We start from the raw sequence: 18563 nt of genomic DNA, 5'->3' as shown, positions 1-18563 counted from the left end.
TCTCGTAACTATGAGTGAAATTGATATAAGAACCGTAGATGTAGTTAAATACATCACTCCTTTAAGAGAAGGAGGTTCTTTACCTGCTATTATTGAAGCTAGTGATGGTTTTCTATATGTTTTAAAATTTAGAGGAGCTGGCCAAGGGACCAAAGCATTAATTGCAGAATTTATAGGAGGTGAATTAGCTAGAACCATAGGTTTGAAAGTCCCAGAATTAGTTTTTCTAAATTTAGACGATTCCTTTAGCAAAACAGAACCCGATGAAGAAATACAAGATTTACTTAAATTTAGTGTAGGTCTAAATCTCGGATTACATTACCTAAGTAGTTCCATTACTTTTGACCCTTTAGTTTCAGTTGCGGATGCTATGACGTCTTCTAAAATAGTCCTTTTGGATAGCATCATTAGTAATATAGACCGAACCGTAAAAAACACAAATTTATTAAATTGGAATAAAGAATTATGGGTTATAGATAATGGTGCCAGTTTCTATTTTCACCACAATTGGAGCACTTGGAAAAATCATCTTACCAGAACCTTTCCGTTGATTAAAGATCATGTGCTTTTAGAGCGTGCATCTCAATTAAATGAAGCATCTCAACAAATCACAGATACACTTAACCAAGATACTATTGAAGATATTGTGTACAAAATACCTGAAGATTGGTTAATCAATGAGTCAGATTCCTTTACACCAGACCAAATGAGAAAAGCTTATATTGAATACTTAAATTCGAGACTCTCAAAAATTGACACATTAGTAAAAGAGGCTGAAGATGCAAGATAAAGTAACTTTTGAATATGCAATTATTAGATTAGTACCTAAAGTAGAGCGCGAAGAGTTTTTTAACATTGGTGTTATTTTATTCTCTAAACGGAAAAAATTTCTTGGCGTTAAATTTAATATCAATCAACAAAAGTTGAATGCGTTTTCGTGCGAATTAGATTTAGAAGCTATAAATAATTACCTGAAATCTTGGGAATTAATTTCTAAAGGAGAGCCTTCAGGAGGTGCTATTGCCCAATTTGAATTGTCTGATCGCTTTAGATGGTTAGCCGCTTCACGCAGCACCATAATTCAAAGTTCTAAGACGCATTCTGGTATTACTGATAATCCGGATCGCGAATTACAATCTATTTTTGAAAAGCACGTCTTAGACCTAAATTAAACTATTTCAATGCCGTTAAAAAAAGAAAAGCCTCACTAATTTAAGCGAGGCTTTCCTGTAAATCTATTTCTTATTTAATTAAAGTTTACTGTACTGCTTCTAAAGCATCAATATTACCATAACCAAAATTACTGTTTTTACTCGGATAGAAATCTGCAGACTGTTTTAATCTATCTAACACTTGTGCCCTGCTCCAACTTGGATATCTAGACCATACTAAAGCCGCAATACCAGCTGTGGTCGCCGTTGCTACTGATGAACCACCTGTATATCGACGCTGACCTTCATAAAAATTTAAAACCGGAGGTGCTTTACTCGTATCATTGTCTCCTTCCATAATAATAGTAAAGTCAATTTTATTTCCACTATGGCAAACATCACAACGTTCATAACTACTGCCATCATTAACACCTGTTACAGCTACGGTTTCACTCATAGTTGCAGGAAAAATAACACCAAAACCATTAGTAAAGCTTGTAGAAGTTCCTCCTGCGGCAAAAATCAACTTCCCTTTACTATAAGCGTATTTTACTGCGTCTTTGATATTACCAATAGACCAAACATAACCAATGGACATTGAAATAATCTTCACATCACTTCGGTTTCCTAATTGCGTTAACGCCATAGAAACACCTTTTCGCTCATGATAATCATTTAAAAGTACATCTTCAGTGGCTCTGTAGGCAACCAAATTAGCATTATATGCAACACCAACAGGCATTCCGTTATCATTACGAGGTGAAGCCATTGTAGAACCCATAGCAGTTCCGTGACCACATTTGTCATGAGGGCCATCATAATTACTAGACCACCACCAATTAGAATCTATAAACGTACCATATTTTTGAACTGAACGCCCTGTAGAATATCCATCATTAATTCCTATTGAATTTAAAAGAGATTGTGTTTTTGACACTCCTGTATCAATTAAACCTATAGTTACTCCTGAACCTGTAGATAAGTTCCATGCACTTTGAATATTATGTTCATTAAAATGCCAAGATACTTGTGCGTTGTTTGGAGTTATGGTAGAGTAATGCGACGGATTTATATATTCTGCACTTGTATCACACCCAGAGCTCGATTTCTGTTCAGAACCCTGAACATATAGATTATAACCATTAGGTTCTAAATACCTTACATTTGGGCTTTTTCTTAAAGCAATAATGGTTTCTAGATTTAAAACTTCTACATCAAAAACTGTTAAAACATCATCTTCTTTTATTTTTAAATCCTCTTTATCAATTTTTTCTTCAATGATAATACTTGTAACTAAATTGTTTTTTTTAGTTATAAGATCATTATCTACCTCTTCACTAAAACTCTGGCCTTCGTTACCATACCCAACAGTTAATACATTTTGTCCATGAGTTAAGGCACTCCATAAAAAGTGAGCATCTTCTTTATTCCAATCAAAATCTCCTGTATTTCTAATACTTTCACTAATACGTTGATTTATTTGCTGAACTGTTAAAGGGTCATCTGGAAATTGAAGAGTCTCAGATTCAGTTTCAGTAATAGTATCTTTAGTACAAGATACTACGGTTAATGCTAAAATTAGCACGACCAAAGTGTACATTTTTTTCATTTAATAAAATTTAGAAGGTTAATTATTTTCTAAATATATTAAATAATACACATTAAATAGTATTTAATATTGAGATTACGACAAAAAACATAGTTAATTTATAAGAATAAAATAATTACTTATCTCTCTTTAATGATCCAGTGAAGTCTTCTAAATCATCCTTTACTTTCTTTATTTCGTCATTGATGTTTTTAGTAACATCTGAATCAATAATATTATTTTCCTTCGCGCTTTTTGTCACCTCTTGCTTAATATCATTGGTTGCATCTTTTATTTGACGCATACCTTTACCTAAACCACGCGCTATTTCAGGCAACTTATCTGCACCGAAAACGAGTACTACAATAAATAATACAAAGATTATTTCTGTACCTCCAATAAATAATAAAGTTAGTTGATGTATCACAGTGCAAATATAAAGTGAGTTTCCCAATTATAGTACTTCAAATTGAAAATAAAAAAAAGCCAACTTAAAAAAGTCGGCTTTTTTTTATAAAACAACTAAATTTAGTTCTTTACCTTATTCTTAAATGTATCAAAATCACTATCCTTAACCTCCATTGGCCAAGAATTATTAGAGGTATCTACATCTGCAGTTTCTAAATCTGGATCTACTGTTATTGAGACAATTTCTTTCTCACTAGCAATGGCTTTATTAGCCTCTTTATCATTTAATCTCCATACTTGAGCAGGATATGTCTCTCTCATTTTAGTACCATCTGCATAAGTAAACTCAACAATAATTGGCATTACTAAACCACCAGGCTTATTAAAAGTAACCTGATAAAAATACTTTGGTGCCTTCTTAATCTCTTTTTGTTCCTCTGGTGTAAAATTGTCCATAATGTACTCTTTCACTGTTGGTAAATTATTAAGATCCTCCTTGTTTTTAATGGCATTATCATAACCTTCATCTCCTTCTTCTATAAAATAAACCAAACTTTTTGGGTCTCTATTATATCGTTCCGCTAATCTTTTACCATTATCATTAGGTGTACTAGTAACTGCGAATTTTTTAACCTCTTTAATACCTATATCAGTATAGTCTGTAGTGTAAAACCATCCTCTCCAGAACCAATCTAAATCTACAGCAGAAGCATCTTCCATAGTACGGAAAAAATCTTCTGGTGTTGGGTGCTTAAACATCCATCGATTTGCATATTCTCTAAAAGAATAATCAAAAAGTTCGCGACCCATTATGGTTTCTCTTAAAATATTTAATGCAGTTGCAGGTTTGCTGTAAGCATTATTACCAAACTGATACGTATTTAATCCTTTGGTCATAATTGGAGCAATATAATCTTGATTACCTCCCATATATCTTACGATGTTTTTAGCAGGACCTCTTCTAGATGGATAAGCTTTATCGTTTGGTGATAATGCTTTAGGGTACCATTCCCCAAAATCTTGTTCGGCAACGTATTGAGAAAAGGTATTTAATCCTTCGTCCATCCAAGTCCATTGACGCTCATCACTATTTACAATCATAGGAAAAAAGTTATGTCCTACCTCATGTATAATAACGCTTATCATTCCGTATTTGGTTCTATCAGAATAGTTACCATCCTTGTCAGGACGACCAAAGTTGTAACAAATCATTGGGTATTCCATTCCCATTGGTGCATGTACTGAAATGGCTTTGTGATAAGGATAATCGAATGTTAATCTAGAATACGATTTTAGAGTACTTGCTACTGCCTTTGTTGACCATTGTTCCCAAAGCGGGTTTCCTTCTTTAGAATATAAGGATACAGCCATAACATCTTTATCTCCAATTTTAACAGCCATCATATCCCATAAGAATTTACGAGAGGTTGCAAAACCAAAGTCACGAACCATTTGTGCAGAAAGTTTCCACGTTTTTTTGTTTTTACTTTTAGTTTTTTCAGTTTTTTCTGCTTCCTCCTGCGTTACGATCATTACAGGTTCATCATATGATTTTTTAGCTTTATTAAAACGTTTCATCATATCTTTAGTAAATACCTCTTCCCTATTTACCAAATGCCCTGTACCATCTACAATATGATCTGCAGGCACAGTAATATTAACATCAAAATCACCGAATGGTAAAGCGAATTCATCACGTCCCCAAAACTGAGAATTTTGCCAGCCTTCTACATCATTATAAACAGCCATACGAGGATAAAACTGAGCCATTACATAGATTCGGTTATCATTTTCTTCAAAATACTCGTAACCAGAGCGTCCTCCATCTTTTACATGATCGTTAATATTATACCACCATTTTATTTTAAAAGAAAAACTCTCTCCTGATTTTAAAACCTTTGGCAATTCCACACGCATCATTGTACGGTTAATAGTGTGTGGTAAATCTTTCCCATTCACAGTTTTAACATGTTCTATATGAAAACCACCATCAAAAGATTCTTTTAAATAAGATTTTACGACTCTAGATGATGATGTTGCTGGAGCAATACCAGAATTACCAATCAAAGGAGTTTTAGAATCTCTAGCACGCATATTCTGATCTAATTGCACCCAAAGATACCTTAAGTCATCAGGAGAATTATTAGTATAGGTAATAGTTTCATCTCCATATAATTTTGCGTTTACGTCATCAATTTCAATATCCATTTTGTAATCTGCTTGTTGTTGATAATAAGCAGGACCAGGTGCACCAGAACCAGTTCTAAACATATTTGGAGTTGCAAACTCATCATATAACTGTTTGAATTTGTTTTGATTAGTGTGCCCTTGTTGACGCTCTACTTTTTCTTCATCTTGAGCAGAAGCACTTAAAGAGGTAAAAAGTATTGCGCAAAAGAGATATTTAAAAATTTTCATATGGAATATTTAGTGTTTATAATGACGCCTAAAATAGGAATTTAAGATGGCTTTAACTTAATTTTATTTAAAATTTAACAAGCAAGAATCATTCTCAGGAACCAATAAAAAGCTCTTATTTTTCCCTAAGAGTTTCATGCGAAGAATATTCTGTTGATCTGAAAACACATCGAATAAAATTTGGTTTGTAACTCCTATAGATTGAATGTCTGAAACATTTTCTATTTCTAAGTAACAATATGTAATATCCTCTTTGTACTCTTTACCAATAAACTTAAAATTAACAGGACTACCGTTTACACTAATTTTTAGCTTATCTTCTAAATAGCGTTTCATATAAGTCTCAATAACCTCTGACTCTTGCTCTGTATCTAACGTAATATTTTCATCGTAACGTTTGCGCAACAAGGTTTCAAAATCATTTATAAAAATTTGACTAATGATTTGAAGAGATTGTGATTCTTTAGAATATTCTACTTGCGTAACACTAACATAATACTCGTGATTATTAGTAATAGATGTAAAAAAAGGAAAAATTAAAAAAGCTATTAATAGGCTAAATGACTTCATGATTATTGTTATAATTTCTTTATAGTTTGCAATACGCGCTCCAAACTCAATCGTTAGATACTGTTTTTCTATTTTCTTGATACGCAGAAAGCTTGGCTTGTAAAAATTCGAGTAATTTAATTTCGTTGTTTTGATTGCACAAGGTTAAGAATTCCTCATCCTCTTGACAAAACAAATAGTACTCAATTCTTAAATTTTCGGCTAAGGTATCTTTTTCAAACAAAAAGGACTCATAATTATCTTTTAAACGCTGAAGACAAGCGTCTCTATTATCTAATTCTACTATAGCTTTCAACTTTTTTGTTCTACCACTGATGGTATTTAATAACTTATTTAAGTTTAAACTAGGACCGCCTCCATAAATACCACCAACCAAACCGACCGTAGTGCCTCCATCTGCATCAAATAATTTACGCTCGTTCTGAGTGAGTGGCTTTCCTGTAAAACCAGGAATACCTAAATCGTAGAAATTTATTTCGGGCTCGGCATCTGAATTTTCTAAATCAGATTCTAAACTGCCTGTTAAAATCTTACCTACAACAACCTCATTTAACTCACTTACATTTTCGATTAATTGCACATTAAATTGACCTAAATCTACTATTGAAGCTGTAATAATAAACTCTTGAGTTTTATATTTTACTCCAGTAATTACTAAAGTATCTGAAACCTTTGCTGGAATTACAAAACTACCATCATCATTAGATACGGTATATTTTGCAGCTGTTTTATTCTGAATATGAAGGCCTTCAACCTCATCATTAGCAATGAGCTGACCTCTTAAATCTTTGGTTTGTGCCTGAAGATTAAGACTTAATATGAAAACTATAAAAACAGCAAAAATTTTAATCATTCTCATTTAATTTATTTTTAAAACCTTCAAGTTTTTCTAAAAGAAAACCAACATCATTTATCTGATTTTCGTCTTCACAAATGGTATTAAATTGCTCATCTTCTAAACAAAACTGAAAAAATTCTGTTTTATACTGTTCCGGAATTGGGATAGCCTCAAAAATAACATCAGCATATTCGGATTGCAATCTACTTATACAATCTTCATTAGATTCTATTTTTACTCTTTCCTTATACTCTTTGGTATCACCATTAATTCTATTTAATATTTTATGTACGTTAATAGAAAGCCCGATGCCATAATAATAAACAAATTGCCCATGGTCTGCATCATACAATCGTTGTTCGTTTTGTGTAGCTGGTATATCCGTAGATCCTGGAATACCTAAATCGTAAAAATTAATTTCGTGTTTTACATCAGAATTTCCCATGTCAGATTCTAAGCTTCCAGTTAAAATCTTACCTACAACAACTTCCTTTAGCACATTGATATTTTCAACAAGCTCCACATTCAAGTGGCCCAATTCTATCATTGAAGGACTAATTACTACTTTTTGATTTTGATATTTAACCCCTGAAATCACAATTGTATCTAAAGTTTGTGCTAAAATTTTAAAACTACCATCTTCATTAGATATGGTATATTGTAATCCGGTTTTGTTTAGAATATGGAGACCTTCAACATCATCATTTGCCATAAGTTGGCCATTAATGCTTTTCCGCTGAGCAGTTAAAACATATGTGAATAAAAAAGCGGATATAAAACAAAGGATTTTAATCTTCTGCACTTACATCTTTTAAAAACGACTTGCTTAATTGAGAAATCCGTTCTAACAATTGCAACTCTTTATCTTTTTCAAACAACGTGTCATCTACACCTTCTTTTTCAACATAATCTGTAAAGGCTTCAACTTGGTCTAAAGGAATATTAAAATTGGTATGAATATAGTTAATACTATACGTATCCAGTGCCTGTTTAAAAGGTGTTTTCTGTACTAATTGTTTTTCTTTTTCGGTTTTAAATTTAACGGTATCAAAATTAACCACCTGTTTAATTAAAAAACCTGCTACATTAACTAAATTCACCATATTAACCATCTGCGGATTGTACTCATTAAAGGCAAGGTTATCAGCTTTAGTTTTGTAATCTGCTGAAAATTCAAAATCTTCAATATGATCTAAACCAAAATAAATGGCATCTAAATCTACATTATGTGTTCTTACATTATCTAAATCTGCATTTAAGTTACCTGTAAGACCAAAGGGTAATAAAACAACTTCATCTAACTTATTAATTTCCTCTACCAGAATTACAGTTAATTGTTTAGATGCAATTATATTATCTGTAATAGTTACACTAAAATCTTTAAACTGAAGTGCACTAAACTCTACCAAATCATTAACAGCAACTTTAATTTCAAAATTACCATTTTCGTCTGTTGCAGTACCTTTGTTAGATGATGAATTAAAAACCGAAACACCTTCTTTATCATTAGAAGATACCACAATTCTACCATTTACAGTAATTCTATCCATATTTTGCCCAAAGGCAGTTAGAGTAAAAACACCAAAGACTAAGAGTATAATTTTTTTCATATTGTTTAGTTAAGATTAATAAAGTTCGGTTTTATAATTGTAATACCATAAAAATTGAGGTCAAACTTTTGTTAAAAAAATAATTTATGATTTTTATATCTATCAATATTGAAAAGGATTAATTAAATTCGTTTATTATCAATGCTATTAAAGTTCATTTGGCGTGATTTTTCTATCACACAAAGAATTCATATTTTAACAAAAAAAAGAATCACATTTTGAAATCCATTATAATCGCAAGCACCTCTACTATTCACGGTAGCGGTTATTTAGAATATTTATTAGATGAACTTAAAATTCATTTTAAATCTACAGATGAAATTTTATTTGTTCCCTATGCAAGGCCTGGAGGTATTTCACATGATGATTATACAAATACAGTAGCCATAGCCTTTAGTGCTATAGGAAAGAAAGTTAAAGGCATACATGAATTTGAAAATGCAGCAGAAGCCATAAAACAGGCAAAAGGTATTTTTGTTGGTGGAGGCAATACTTTTGTTTTGGTCTCTCAACTCTATAAAAACAACATACTATTACCTATACAAAATGCGATTAAAAATGGTACTCCTTATTTAGGCACAAGTGCAGGTAGTAATATTTGTGGTCTCACCATGAACACTACAAATGATATGCCTATTGTATATCCTCCAAGCTTTAAAACTTTGGGTTTAGTGCCTTTTAATATTAACCCACATTATTTAGACCCAATTACTGGCAGTAAACACATGGGAGAAACTAGAGAAACACGTATTAAGGAATTTCACGCTTTTAACTCTCAACCTGTTATTGGACTAAGAGAAGGCAGTTGGATTGCTGTAAATGGAAATAAACTTACCTTAAAAGGGCCTTTAGATGCTAGAATTTTTGAGTACAACAAAGCGCCTTACGAAATTAGTACTAATTCAGATTTAGAATTTTTAAAATAGATTATAGTTTTTTCAAAAAATGATAACCTAAAATTTGATAACCTTCGTTATAATAAAACTTATGAGAAGCATAATTTTGAACATAAGTATTTAGTTCTACTGAAGCACAACCCTTTTCTGTAACATAATTATTAATCCAATTCATAAATAATTTACCTAAACCATTGTTTCTATATTCTGGTTTTATATAAACATGATCTAATTCTACTGATTTACCAATATAATGACGGGTGCAAAACCATAAACCTGTAACTGCAATGAGCTCATTATCTATAAAAACACCAGCACATTCATAGTTTTGGTGTTTCATTTCGTTAAAACGCGATTTTAACAATTTCTCACTGACTTTACCGTCGTTTAGTGCATAAACCAACGGAATAATTTGGTCCAAATTATCATTAGAAATTATTTTAAATTGAAAGTTCATAGTTTATCATTATTGATATAAAAGTAAATATTTAAACCTAAATTGAAGAAGAAAAAATCACATTGATTTTGATAAAACCGATGACTTTTAAATAAATTATGTGTCCAACTTTTGTAAATTGAAGTCATTAATATATTCAACATGAGAAGAGGTAATTTTAAAGTCAGGCTTTTTATTGGTGTAGCCATTGTAGCATTTGCATTTATTCGTAGATGTAGCCAACAAGAAACTAACCCTTACACAGGAAGAACTCAAGCCATATCACTATCACCTGAGCAAGAAATTGCTATAGGCTTACAAAGTGCACCAAGTATGGCACAACAGCATGGAGGTTTACACCCAAGAAATGATTACCAAGCTTTGGTAGATAATGTTGGAAACAAATTAGTAAATAACAGTTTAGCTAAAGATACTCCATATAAATATGAATTTCATTTACTAGCAGATGAGAATACTATTAATGCTTTTGCGTTACCTGGTGGTCAAATATTTATAACACAAGCTTTATTTTCTCAACTTGAAAATGAAGATCAATTGGCAGGAGTTTTAGGTCATGAAATTGGGCATGTTTTAGGTAAGCATTCTAATGAGCGGATTACAGATTCTAAATACTGGCAGACCTTAATTATGGGTGCAGGTGCCTTTGATATGGGAGCAATAGCATCTCAAATAGGAAACGGAACGCTTCTTAAAAACGGAAGAGAAGATGAATTAGAAAGTGATGAACTTGGTGTTTTATTTATGCTTAATGCTGGCTATAATCCAGAAGAAATGATTGGTGTAATGGAAATTCTAAAAGCTGCTGCTGGACCAAATAGAGTACCAGAAATGCAAAGCACGCATCCAGATCCTGAAAATAGAATTGAAAAAATTAGAGAGGCGATTTCTAAATACAAAAATGCGTCTTAAATAAATTAAAGACGCATTTTATAACTAACTCAAATAATTAACTAAACTATGCTGTTTTCTTTTTAAAACGCTTTAAAAATAATGCAGCATCTGTTGCGTTTGCTTTTTCTGCAAGTCTTAAGGCTGAGTAACCGCTATCACAAGACTCGTGTATTTTAGAACCTGCTGTAATTAATACTTTAATTAATTCTACACGATTGTACTTTGCAGCATAATGAATGGGCATCATACCATTTGATTTGGTATTAACATCCACACCATTATTTATTAATCTTTTTACTTCTTCTGTGTCACCTGTAGCTACAGCCTTACATAAAGGACTGACTTCTACTGTTTGTACACTAACCTCATTTGTTCCTGAAGTTAAAATGTCGTTTGATGCATTTAAATTGCTCATTGAAAAGGCTAATGCCAAAGCTAAAACTACTGTTGATTTTTTCATGATGAAAGGTTTTAAATTAAATTGATTGTTTTTTGATTATACTTAATAGACTACGGAATTCTAAAATTGTTACAGTTATAAAAAATTATAACATTTATTTAACATTTTGAAAATTAGAGCCTTAGAACCTTACTCTTAATATCTAATAAGTTTTAAAACAAAAAAGCCATATTAATTCAATATTTTTTTAACATACAGAATAGTAATAGTATTCTATGTATTATCTTTGATTAACAAAATAAATCACACATGAATAAGAAGGTTATTTTAATGATTTTAGACGGTTGGGGAAAATCACCAGACCCTAAAGTTTCGGCAATAGACAATGCACAAATTCCATTTATAGACTCACTTTACACCAAGTATCCTAACGCCAGTTTAAGGACAGATGGTTTGCATGTTGGGTTGCCAGAAGGTCAAATGGGAAATAGTGAAGTTGGACATATGAATTTAGGTGCAGGCCGAATTGTGTATCAAGATTTAGTAAAGATTAATTTAGCTGTAAAAAATAAAACCTTACGCGAAGAACCTGTTTTAAAAGGTGCTTTCGAATACGCTAAAACCAACAATAAAAATGTTCATTTATTAGGCTTAGTAAGTGATGGAGGTGTTCATTCTCATATTAAACATCTTTTTGGTTTACTTAATGCTACACATGATTATGGCCTAGATAAAGTTTTTGTACATGCTTTTACAGATGGTAGAGATGTGGACCCAAAGTCTGGTTATGGTTTTATTTCAGAGCTTCAAGATCATTTAGACAAAACTTCTGGAAAGTTAGCTACCGTAACAGGACGCTACTATGCAATGGACAGAGATAAACGTTGGGAACGTGTAAAAATCGCCTATGATGGTTTAGTTAATGGTGAAGGCGAAAAAACTCAAAATGTTTTAAAAACCATTCAAGAAAACTATGAAAACGATATTACAGACGAATTTTTAAAGCCAATAATAGCAACGGATAAAGATCATAAACCTGTGGCTACAATTAAAGATGATGATGTTGTTATATTTTTCAATTTTAGAACTGATAGAGGTAGACAATTGACTGAAGCATTAACGCAAAATGACTTTCATGAATATAACATGCATAAATTAAATCTCTATTATGTTACTTTAACAAATTATGATGCTAGTTTTAAAGGCATAAAAGTGGTATTTAATAAAGATAATCTAAACAAAACTTTAGGCGAAGTTTTAGAGAAACATCATAAAAAACAAATACGTATTGCTGAAACTGAGAAATATCCACATGTTACATTTTTCTTTTCAGGTGGTAGAGAAAAACCTTTTGAAGGTGAAACTAGAATTTTAAGAAATTCCCCAAAAGTTGCCACTTACGATTTAAAACCAGAAATGAGTGCTAATGAATTAACAGAGGCTTTAGTTCCCGAACTTAAAAAAGGTGATGTAGACTTTGTTTGCTTAAATTTTGCAAATGGAGATATGGTTGGTCATACAGGTGTTATGGCTGCTGCTATAAAAGCTTGTGAAGCTGTTGACGCATGTGTAAATAATGTCGTAACTACAGCTTTAGAAAATGATTACACTACCATTTTAATTGCAGACCACGGTAATTGTGAAACTATGATTAATCCAGATGGTACTCCCAATACAGCACATACTACAAACCCTGTACCTATTATTCTAATAGACAAAGATCTAAAAGAAATAAAAGATGGTATTTTAGGAGATATAGCTCCTACAATTTTAAAATTAATGGGCATACCTCAGCCTGCAGAAATGACACAACAGAGTCTTATATAACAATACATTAAGCATAAGATTTTTCGTCTAAGATTGTTTCTTTTGAATTTTTTATTCAACATTCTTAGTCGAAAAATTGGTATGTTTAGGAGTTTTAATGTCAATTAATTATAAAACTATTTTCGCCTCTAATCACAAGATTCCATATTCCAATTTGTAAAAACTTGTTATTATTGTAACTTTACCGTTCAATTTTTTATCCACATGAATTTTCAGAACAGATTAATAGTAGCCGTAGATTTTGATGGTACCATTGTAGAAGATGCTTATCCCAAAATTGGGAAAACTCGTATTTTTGCTTTTGAAACCCTAAAAAGATTACAAGCTGATGGCCACCGATTAATTCTTTGGACATACAGATGTGGTGCAAAACTGCAAGAAGCTGTTGATTTCTGTAAAGAGAATGGCATTGAATTTTACGCTGTAAATGCAAGTTTCCCTGAAGAAAAATACGACTACAGTAGAAGTCGAAAAATCCATGCTGATCTTTTCATAGACGACCGTAACATAGGTGGTATTTTAGGTTGGGGAGAAGTTTACCAACTCATTACAGACGAAAAGCCAGAGATTAAAACTGCACGAAAAAAATGGTGGCAGTTTTAATCTATAGATTACTTTAAATCATTTCAAAATACGCCTTATCTATACGTTCTCTATGATCTGGGTGAGCAATATCAACTAAAGCTTTTACTCTATTTTTTATTGTTTGCCCGTATAAATTGGCTACTCCGTATTCTGTAACCACATAATGCACGTGTGCTCTAGTTGTTACTACACCAGCACCAGGTTTTAATGAAGGTACAATTCTACTAATACCATTTTTAGTTACTGATGGTAATGCGATTATAGCTTTACCTCCTTCGCTAAGTGATGCTCCGCGTATAAAATCCATTTGTCCTCCTACACCTGAATATATAGCAGGACCTATTGAATCTGCACATACCTGACCAGTTAGATCTACTTCAATAGCAGAATTTATAGCTACCATCTTAGGGTTTTGCTTAATATATGCTGCGTTATTAGTGTAATTTGATGCGCGCATTTCTACAAACGGATTGTCATTTACATAATCATATAAACGCTTAGAACCCATTACAAAAGTAGAAAGTGCACGTCCACGATTAATCTTTTTGTAATTTCCGTTTATCACATTATTTAGAATTAAATCTATAACACCATCAGAAAACATCTCTGTATGTAATCCTAGATCTTTATGATTATTTAAGCGTGTTAATACAGCATTAGGTATAGAACCAATACCCATTTGCAATGTGCTTCTATCTTCTATTAAGTTAGCTACAAAATCACCTATTTTACTTTCTATTGCGTTTGGAGCTGCCATTTCGTGTATCGGAATTTCTTCATCTGTCTCAACAAAATAATCTATTTCAGAGATATGAATAATTCCTGCACCATGTGTTCTTGGCATCTGAGGATTTACCTGTGCAATTACTGTTTTTGCATTATCTATGGCAGCCAAAATAGCTTCAACAGAAACACCTAAGGAACAATATCCATGACGATCTGGAACGGAAACATGAATTAAAACCACATCTAACTCTAAAATACGTTGTTGAAAAAGACGAGGCAATTCACTTAAAAAAACGGGTGTGTATGATCCGTTACCTGCTTTTATAGTATGTCTTACATTTTTTCCAACAAAGAAAGAATTGACATGGAAGCTATCTCTTAAATCAGGATTTGCATAAGGTGCTTCGCCCTCTGTATGTAACTGACAAATTTCAACATTTCTCAATTCTTCATGGCGAGCAGACAATGCTTTTATTAAAGTTTGAGGTGCTGCAGCAGCTGCTTGAATATAAACACGATCATTAGACTTTACAACCTTTAAGGCTTCTTCTGCGGTAACGGTTTTGTACATAGTAATTTTATTTGACTGCAAATTTATAATAGACAATCTATTTAAAAACTGTTCTTAATCATATTTTGAAAATATTTGAAATTAGAATAATATATCAGTCTTTTTCACTTTCATCTTGAATAAAGTAAAAAATCATGATTTTCTCGCATAGTAATTTCAAACAAGAAATGGTATTACCTATCTTTGCTGCTCAATATTTTGAAATTATGATTATAGTAAAAACAGCAGAGGAAATTGAATTAATGCGTCAAAGTGCGCTCATAGTATCGAAAACTTTAGGCATGTTAGCTAAAGAGATTAAGGAAGGTGTAACCACCAATCATTTAGATACCATAGCTGAAGAATTTATTAGAGACCATGGTGCTCTGCCTGGCTTTAAAGGATTATACGATTGTCCTTCAACATTATTGTGCAGTGTAAATGAAGCTGTTGTTCATGGTCTACCTACAGACATTCCATTAAAAGATGGAGATATTGTTTCTGTAGACTGTGGCTCTTTTATGAATGGATTTTACGGTGATCATGCTTATACTTTTGAAATAGGAAATGTTGCTGAAGAGACTAAGAAACTCATTCAGATTACAAAAGAATCACTTTACAAAGGTATTGAGCAACTTAAAATTGGTAATCGCGTTGGCGATGTAGGTTTTGCTATACAACAATTTACCGAAGCTGAAGGCTATGGAGTTGTGAGAGAATTGGTTGGTCATGGTCTCGGTAGAAAAATGCACGAAGATCCTGAAATGCCAAATTACGGTAAAAGAGGACGTGGAAAGAAATTTATTGAAGGTATGGTGGTTGCCATTGAACCAATGATAAATTTAGGAACACACAAAGTAAAACAACTGAGTGATGGTTGGACGATTGTAACACAAGATGGTAAACCAAGTGTACATTTTGAACACGATATAGCCATTGTAGACGGAAAACCTGAAATTTTATCGACTTTTGCATATGTGCATGAAGCATTAGGAATCACCTCTAATGAAGAAGATGCTTTTAGACAAAAAGCTTTAGTACTTTAAAATGAAATCGCTTTTTAAATTTTGTCTCAACCTTATTCCGCGACCTTTATTAATAAGATTAAGTTATTTGGTTCGCCCTATCATAGCTCTATTTTTAAAAGGCAATACTTACACGGACCCAATTGACGGCAAAAGTTTTAAATCTTTTTTACCATACGGTTATGGTAATCAAAGACCAAATGTACTCTCACCCTCTACGCTTTCTTTAGAAAGGCATAGGTTGTTGTGGTTATATTTAAAAAATGAAACTGACTTTTTTACTGCTAACAAAAATGTACTCCATTTTGCGCCTGAGCAATGTTTTTTAAAACGTTTTAGAAAGCTTAAAAATATTAACTATACCACAACAGATTTATTATCTCCTATTGCAGATGTCAAAGCCGATATTTGCGATTTGCCTTTTGAAGATAATAGTTATGACGTTATTCTTTGCAATCATGTCTTAGAGCATATTCCAGATGATACTAAAGCCATGCAAGAATTATATCGCGTTATGAAACCTGGTGGTTATGGTATTTTTCAGATTCCACAAGAATTAGATAGAGCGGTAACTTTTGAAGACGACTCTATTACTGATAGAGATGAACGCGCTAAAATATTTGGGCAATATGACCATGTTAGAATTTATGGACGTGATTATTTTAACAAACTTCGTTCTATAGGTTTTAAAGTTGAAGAAGTGGATTATACCTCTCAACTTTCAAATGAAATGGTGAATAAATATCGATTGGCTAAAGGTGAAATTATTCCTGTGGTTTATAAATAACAACTACTTTTAAAATGAGTCAACACATTATAATTGCAACAGGTGCTATATTTGGAATGCTCGCCGTAATCTTTGGAGCTTTCGGTGCTCATGCGTTGAAGAAAATTCTAACTACAGATCAATTACATAGCTTTGAAGTTGGAGTAAAATATCAAATGTATCATGCTATCGTATTGTTAGCGCTGGGACTAAGTGCTACTAACGTAACCTCAGCAACATATTGGTGTTTTACAATTGGTATTATATTATTCTCCTTTAGTATTTACGGATTGGTTTTATCTGATGCTAAAGGGAAAAAGCTACGCGCTTTAGGTCCAGTTACTCCGATTGGAGGCTTACTCTTAGTATTGGGTTGGTTGTTGGTGTTGATTCATACTTTTTAAGCTTTATACAAGTACATATAATAATGGCTTTTGTTTTTTAATAAATAAAGCTGAGTCCTATAAAGACTCAGCCTTAACTAGATGCTAAATACTAAAAAAACACATGGTTACTATCTGCTCTAGTTTTATTATCAATATCTCGTTGTAACTTTAGGATAATAAATTAACAACGAGCTCTTGCTCTGTTACTCCACCCAAACCGTCTGATGCAATCACTAAAATTATATTTTCACCAGATACGAACAAGCTATATTCTATAACGTAGGTTAAAGCGTTTAAATCTTCAATTAATAAATTGTTATTTAAGTAAATGGCATAAACAACCTCGTCATTGTCTGGATCTATAGACGCGGTCCAATTAAAAGGTATGCCTATGTTTGTTGCTGCTCCCTCTGTTAATACAAAAGCACTTGGATCACTATTTTCTTTAGATTGATCATCATCTGTATTACAATTAAAAAGTAACAGTGTTAAGCCAATTAAAAGTAAAAATTTTCATAGTTTTTGATATTATTTGAGTGTTTAAATTTGTTTGTATTGTTTAATGATAAGAACTATCACAAGATTCTGCTGTTTTAAGACAACTCGCTTTGTGCTGGTCTCTTAATTTCCAAACTCTGAGTGTTTTTTGACCTTCTGGACTTTGCCAGTAGGCATCGTTTTTATCTTTAATATATTTACTGTAAGCGTCTGCCTCTTTTTGCATAGTAGCCAAATCTGCTTCATCTTTAGACGTTAGCGTATAGGCGATTTGTTTTTCGCGCATAGCGGTTAAATAATCAGATATCATTTTACGCACATTCTCTTGAGCCAAGGCCTTATATTCTGGTGCTTTTCTAGGGTCTGGTCCTGCACTATTATTTAGAGCAATATTTTTTGCTTTATTTAAAAATTTACCGAAACCTTTTTTCTTTTTTTTAGTCTTTGAAGTTGCCTCACCATCAGGTGTTGTACCCTTTAGCACATAAACTCTTCTTATATCACCAAATTCTGTACGGCTGTTAAAATGATCTATAAAAAAAATATAATTGCTAATAGCTACATAACCTTCGTTAAACACTTTTTCATAAACGATATATGTGTTTGGAAATCCAGTAAAAGTTTGTCTGTTTTTTGTAAAATCTGCAATATATTGACTTCCTTTTTCGTCATTATCATTTTTGTCTATAATAGCTATTCCAGAGTCTATACCTTCATGATTTAATAATTTTACGATAACTTCTTGCGGCTCGTTATATTGACCAACTCTTTCTTGACTAAGATTTATTGACTGTTTTCCTTCGTTATCAATGCCAACACCTGGATACTCAATGTAAACTGGGTTTTCGCCTTTTGCTTTAATATTTTCAAAAAATGTTTGCTGTGCAAATGTACTTGTGGTTACTAATGCAATAAAAAATAAAATAATGTACTTCATAATAAATTTGGTTTTATAATTATGTATCAAAAATGA

The 18563-nt window shown here is 32.2% G+C and carries 20 protein-coding genes; 9 read left to right on the top strand and 11 right to left on the bottom strand.

Annotation, left to right across the window (positions count from 1 at the left end; genetic code table 11):
* Nucleotides 1-10 precede the first annotated feature (10 nt).
* Entirely contained in the window at nt 11-790 is a 780-nt protein-coding gene (locus ACJJVO_RS16925; RefSeq protein ID WP_405576252.1) for a HipA family kinase, read from the top strand.
* Entirely contained in the window at nt 780-1172 is a 393-nt protein-coding gene (locus tag ACJJVO_RS16920; RefSeq protein ID WP_405576250.1) for a DUF3037 domain-containing protein, read from the top strand. Before ACJJVO_RS16925 ends, ACJJVO_RS16920 begins: the two co-directional genes overlap by 11 nt.
* A gap of 85 nt (nt 1173-1257) precedes the next feature.
* Here the strand turns inward: ACJJVO_RS16920 and ACJJVO_RS16915 are convergent, their stop codons facing one another.
* The 7 genes from ACJJVO_RS16915 to ACJJVO_RS16885 all read right to left on the bottom strand — a co-directional run bounded on the left by ACJJVO_RS16915 (nt 1258) and on the right by ACJJVO_RS16885 (nt 8583).
* Nucleotides 1258-2760 (bottom strand): S8 family peptidase, encoded by a 1503-nt coding sequence (locus tag ACJJVO_RS16915; RefSeq protein ID WP_405576248.1) that lies wholly within the window; start codon nt 2758-2760, stop codon nt 1258-1260.
* Nucleotides 2761-2875: 115 nt separating this feature from the next.
* Nucleotides 2876-3166, bottom strand: coding sequence for a twin-arginine translocase TatA/TatE family subunit (locus tag ACJJVO_RS16910; protein ID WP_405576246.1), 291 nt, complete (start codon nt 3164-3166; stop codon nt 2876-2878).
* A 101-nt stretch (nt 3167-3267) separates the two neighbouring features.
* Nucleotides 3268-5565: a M1 family metallopeptidase gene (locus ACJJVO_RS16905; RefSeq protein WP_405576244.1), complete on the bottom strand. Its 2298-nt coding sequence runs from the start codon at nt 5563-5565 to the stop codon at nt 3268-3270.
* Between the two features lie 63 nt (nt 5566-5628).
* On the bottom strand, nt 5629-6135 hold the full coding sequence (locus tag ACJJVO_RS16900) for a DUF6702 family protein (protein ID WP_405576242.1): 507 nt from the start codon (nt 6133-6135) through the stop codon (nt 5629-5631).
* A gap of 46 nt (nt 6136-6181) precedes the next feature.
* The gene (locus ACJJVO_RS16895) at nt 6182-6988 is read right to left on the bottom strand and encodes a hypothetical protein (protein ID WP_405576240.1); all 807 of its coding nucleotides are present in this window, start codon (nt 6986-6988) and stop codon (nt 6182-6184) included.
* A complete protein-coding gene (locus tag ACJJVO_RS16890) occupies nt 6981-7775 on the bottom strand; it encodes a hypothetical protein (RefSeq protein WP_405576238.1) in 795 nt (264 codons plus the stop codon). The genes ACJJVO_RS16895 and ACJJVO_RS16890 overlap by 8 nt, the downstream gene beginning before the upstream one ends.
* Nucleotides 7762-8583 (bottom strand): carboxypeptidase-like regulatory domain-containing protein, encoded by an 822-nt coding sequence (locus tag ACJJVO_RS16885; protein WP_405576236.1) that lies wholly within the window; start codon nt 8581-8583, stop codon nt 7762-7764. Before ACJJVO_RS16885 ends, ACJJVO_RS16890 begins: the two co-directional genes overlap by 14 nt.
* Before the next feature lie 218 nt (nt 8584-8801).
* Here ACJJVO_RS16885 and pepE point away from each other — a divergent pair, with 218 nt between their 5' ends.
* Nucleotides 8802-9509, top strand: a complete 708-nt coding sequence (pepE, locus tag ACJJVO_RS16880; protein ID WP_405576234.1) for a dipeptidase PepE — start codon at nt 8802-8804, stop codon at nt 9507-9509.
* A gap of 1 nt (nt 9510) precedes the next feature.
* Here the strand turns inward: pepE and ACJJVO_RS16875 are convergent, their stop codons facing one another.
* The gene (locus ACJJVO_RS16875) at nt 9511-9936 is read right to left on the bottom strand and encodes a GNAT family N-acetyltransferase (protein ID WP_405576232.1); all 426 of its coding nucleotides are present in this window, start codon (nt 9934-9936) and stop codon (nt 9511-9513) included.
* A 141-nt stretch (nt 9937-10077) separates the two neighbouring features.
* On the opposite strand from ACJJVO_RS16875, the gene ACJJVO_RS16870 reads away from it, so the two are divergent.
* Nucleotides 10078-10845, top strand: coding sequence for a M48 family metalloprotease (locus ACJJVO_RS16870; protein ID WP_405576230.1), 768 nt, complete (start codon nt 10078-10080; stop codon nt 10843-10845).
* Nucleotides 10846-10891: 46 nt separating this feature from the next.
* Here the strand turns inward: ACJJVO_RS16870 and ACJJVO_RS16865 are convergent, their stop codons facing one another.
* Complete coding sequence (locus tag ACJJVO_RS16865) at nt 10892-11287, bottom strand: ankyrin repeat domain-containing protein (protein ID WP_405576228.1); 396 nt, start codon at nt 11285-11287, stop codon at nt 10892-10894.
* Nucleotides 11288-11536: 249 nt separating this feature from the next.
* On the opposite strand from ACJJVO_RS16865, the gene gpmI reads away from it, so the two are divergent.
* Together gpmI and ACJJVO_RS16855 are read left to right on the top strand one after the other, a co-directional pair.
* Nucleotides 11537-13054, top strand: coding sequence for a 2,3-bisphosphoglycerate-independent phosphoglycerate mutase (gene gpmI, locus ACJJVO_RS16860; RefSeq protein WP_405576226.1), 1518 nt, complete (start codon nt 11537-11539; stop codon nt 13052-13054).
* A 204-nt stretch (nt 13055-13258) separates the two neighbouring features.
* Entirely contained in the window at nt 13259-13657 is a 399-nt protein-coding gene (locus tag ACJJVO_RS16855; protein ID WP_405576224.1) for a BT0820 family HAD-type phosphatase, read from the top strand.
* A 13-nt stretch (nt 13658-13670) separates the two neighbouring features.
* Here the strand turns inward: ACJJVO_RS16855 and ACJJVO_RS16850 are convergent, their stop codons facing one another.
* Entirely contained in the window at nt 13671-14936 is a 1266-nt protein-coding gene (locus ACJJVO_RS16850; protein WP_405576222.1) for an acetyl-CoA hydrolase/transferase family protein, read from the bottom strand.
* 206 nt (nt 14937-15142) lie between these two features.
* Between ACJJVO_RS16850 and map the strand changes: the two genes are divergently transcribed.
* The 3 genes from map to ACJJVO_RS16835 are packed head-to-tail and all read left to right on the top strand — an operon-like array spanning nt 15143 to nt 17110.
* The gene (gene map, locus ACJJVO_RS16845) at nt 15143-15961 is read left to right on the top strand and encodes a type I methionyl aminopeptidase (RefSeq protein ID WP_405576979.1); all 819 of its coding nucleotides are present in this window, start codon (nt 15143-15145) and stop codon (nt 15959-15961) included.
* Nucleotide 15962: 1 nt separating this feature from the next.
* The gene (locus tag ACJJVO_RS16840) at nt 15963-16727 is read left to right on the top strand and encodes a class I SAM-dependent methyltransferase (protein WP_405576220.1); all 765 of its coding nucleotides are present in this window, start codon (nt 15963-15965) and stop codon (nt 16725-16727) included.
* Nucleotides 16728-16741: 14 nt separating this feature from the next.
* A complete protein-coding gene (locus ACJJVO_RS16835; RefSeq protein WP_405576218.1) occupies nt 16742-17110 on the top strand; it encodes a DUF423 domain-containing protein in 369 nt (122 codons plus the stop codon).
* A gap of 541 nt (nt 17111-17651) precedes the next feature.
* On the opposite strand, the gene ACJJVO_RS16830 is transcribed toward ACJJVO_RS16835, so the two are convergent.
* A complete protein-coding gene (locus tag ACJJVO_RS16830) occupies nt 17652-18527 on the bottom strand; it encodes a hypothetical protein (protein ID WP_405576216.1) in 876 nt (291 codons plus the stop codon).
* Nucleotides 18528-18563: the final 36 nt, after the last annotated feature.

The organism is Winogradskyella sp. Asnod2-B02-A (genome assembly GCF_045063645.1).
Taxonomy (GTDB): Bacteria; Bacteroidota; Bacteroidia; order Flavobacteriales; family Flavobacteriaceae; genus Winogradskyella.
This window is presented reverse-complemented; position numbering and strand designations above follow the sequence as displayed.

Coding starts and splice junctions, on each gene's coding strand:
- ACJJVO_RS16925 (WP_405576252.1), top strand. CDS start 11: ATGAGTGAAATTGATATAAGAACCGTAGATGTAGTTAAATACATCACT.
- ACJJVO_RS16920 (WP_405576250.1), top strand. CDS start 780: ATGCAAGATAAAGTAACTTTTGAATATGCAATTATTAGATTAGTACCT.
- ACJJVO_RS16915 (WP_405576248.1), bottom strand. CDS start 2,760: ATGAAAAAAATGTACACTTTGGTCGTGCTAATTTTAGCATTAACCGTA.
- ACJJVO_RS16905 (WP_405576244.1), bottom strand. CDS start 5,565: ATGAAAATTTTTAAATATCTCTTTTGCGCAATACTTTTTACCTCTTTA.
- ACJJVO_RS16900 (WP_405576242.1), bottom strand. CDS start 6,135: ATGAAGTCATTTAGCCTATTAATAGCTTTTTTAATTTTTCCTTTTTTT.
- ACJJVO_RS16895 (WP_405576240.1), bottom strand. CDS start 6,988: ATGATTAAAATTTTTGCTGTTTTTATAGTTTTCATATTAAGTCTTAAT.
- ACJJVO_RS16885 (WP_405576236.1), bottom strand. CDS start 8,583: ATGAAAAAAATTATACTCTTAGTCTTTGGTGTTTTTACTCTAACTGCC.
- ACJJVO_RS16875 (WP_405576232.1), bottom strand. CDS start 9,936: ATGAACTTTCAATTTAAAATAATTTCTAATGATAATTTGGACCAAATT.
- ACJJVO_RS16870 (WP_405576230.1), top strand. CDS start 10,078: ATGAGAAGAGGTAATTTTAAAGTCAGGCTTTTTATTGGTGTAGCCATT.
- ACJJVO_RS16865 (WP_405576228.1), bottom strand. CDS start 11,287: ATGAAAAAATCAACAGTAGTTTTAGCTTTGGCATTAGCCTTTTCAATG.
- gpmI (WP_405576226.1), top strand. CDS start 11,537: ATGAATAAGAAGGTTATTTTAATGATTTTAGACGGTTGGGGAAAATCA.
- ACJJVO_RS16855 (WP_405576224.1), top strand. CDS start 13,259: ATGAATTTTCAGAACAGATTAATAGTAGCCGTAGATTTTGATGGTACC.
- ACJJVO_RS16850 (WP_405576222.1), bottom strand. CDS start 14,936: ATGTACAAAACCGTTACCGCAGAAGAAGCCTTAAAGGTTGTAAAGTCT.
- map (WP_405576979.1), top strand. CDS start 15,143: ATGATTATAGTAAAAACAGCAGAGGAAATTGAATTAATGCGTCAAAGT.
- ACJJVO_RS16840 (WP_405576220.1), top strand. CDS start 15,963: ATGAAATCGCTTTTTAAATTTTGTCTCAACCTTATTCCGCGACCTTTA.
- ACJJVO_RS16835 (WP_405576218.1), top strand. CDS start 16,742: ATGAGTCAACACATTATAATTGCAACAGGTGCTATATTTGGAATGCTC.
- ACJJVO_RS16830 (WP_405576216.1), bottom strand. CDS start 18,527: ATGAAGTACATTATTTTATTTTTTATTGCATTAGTAACCACAAGTACA.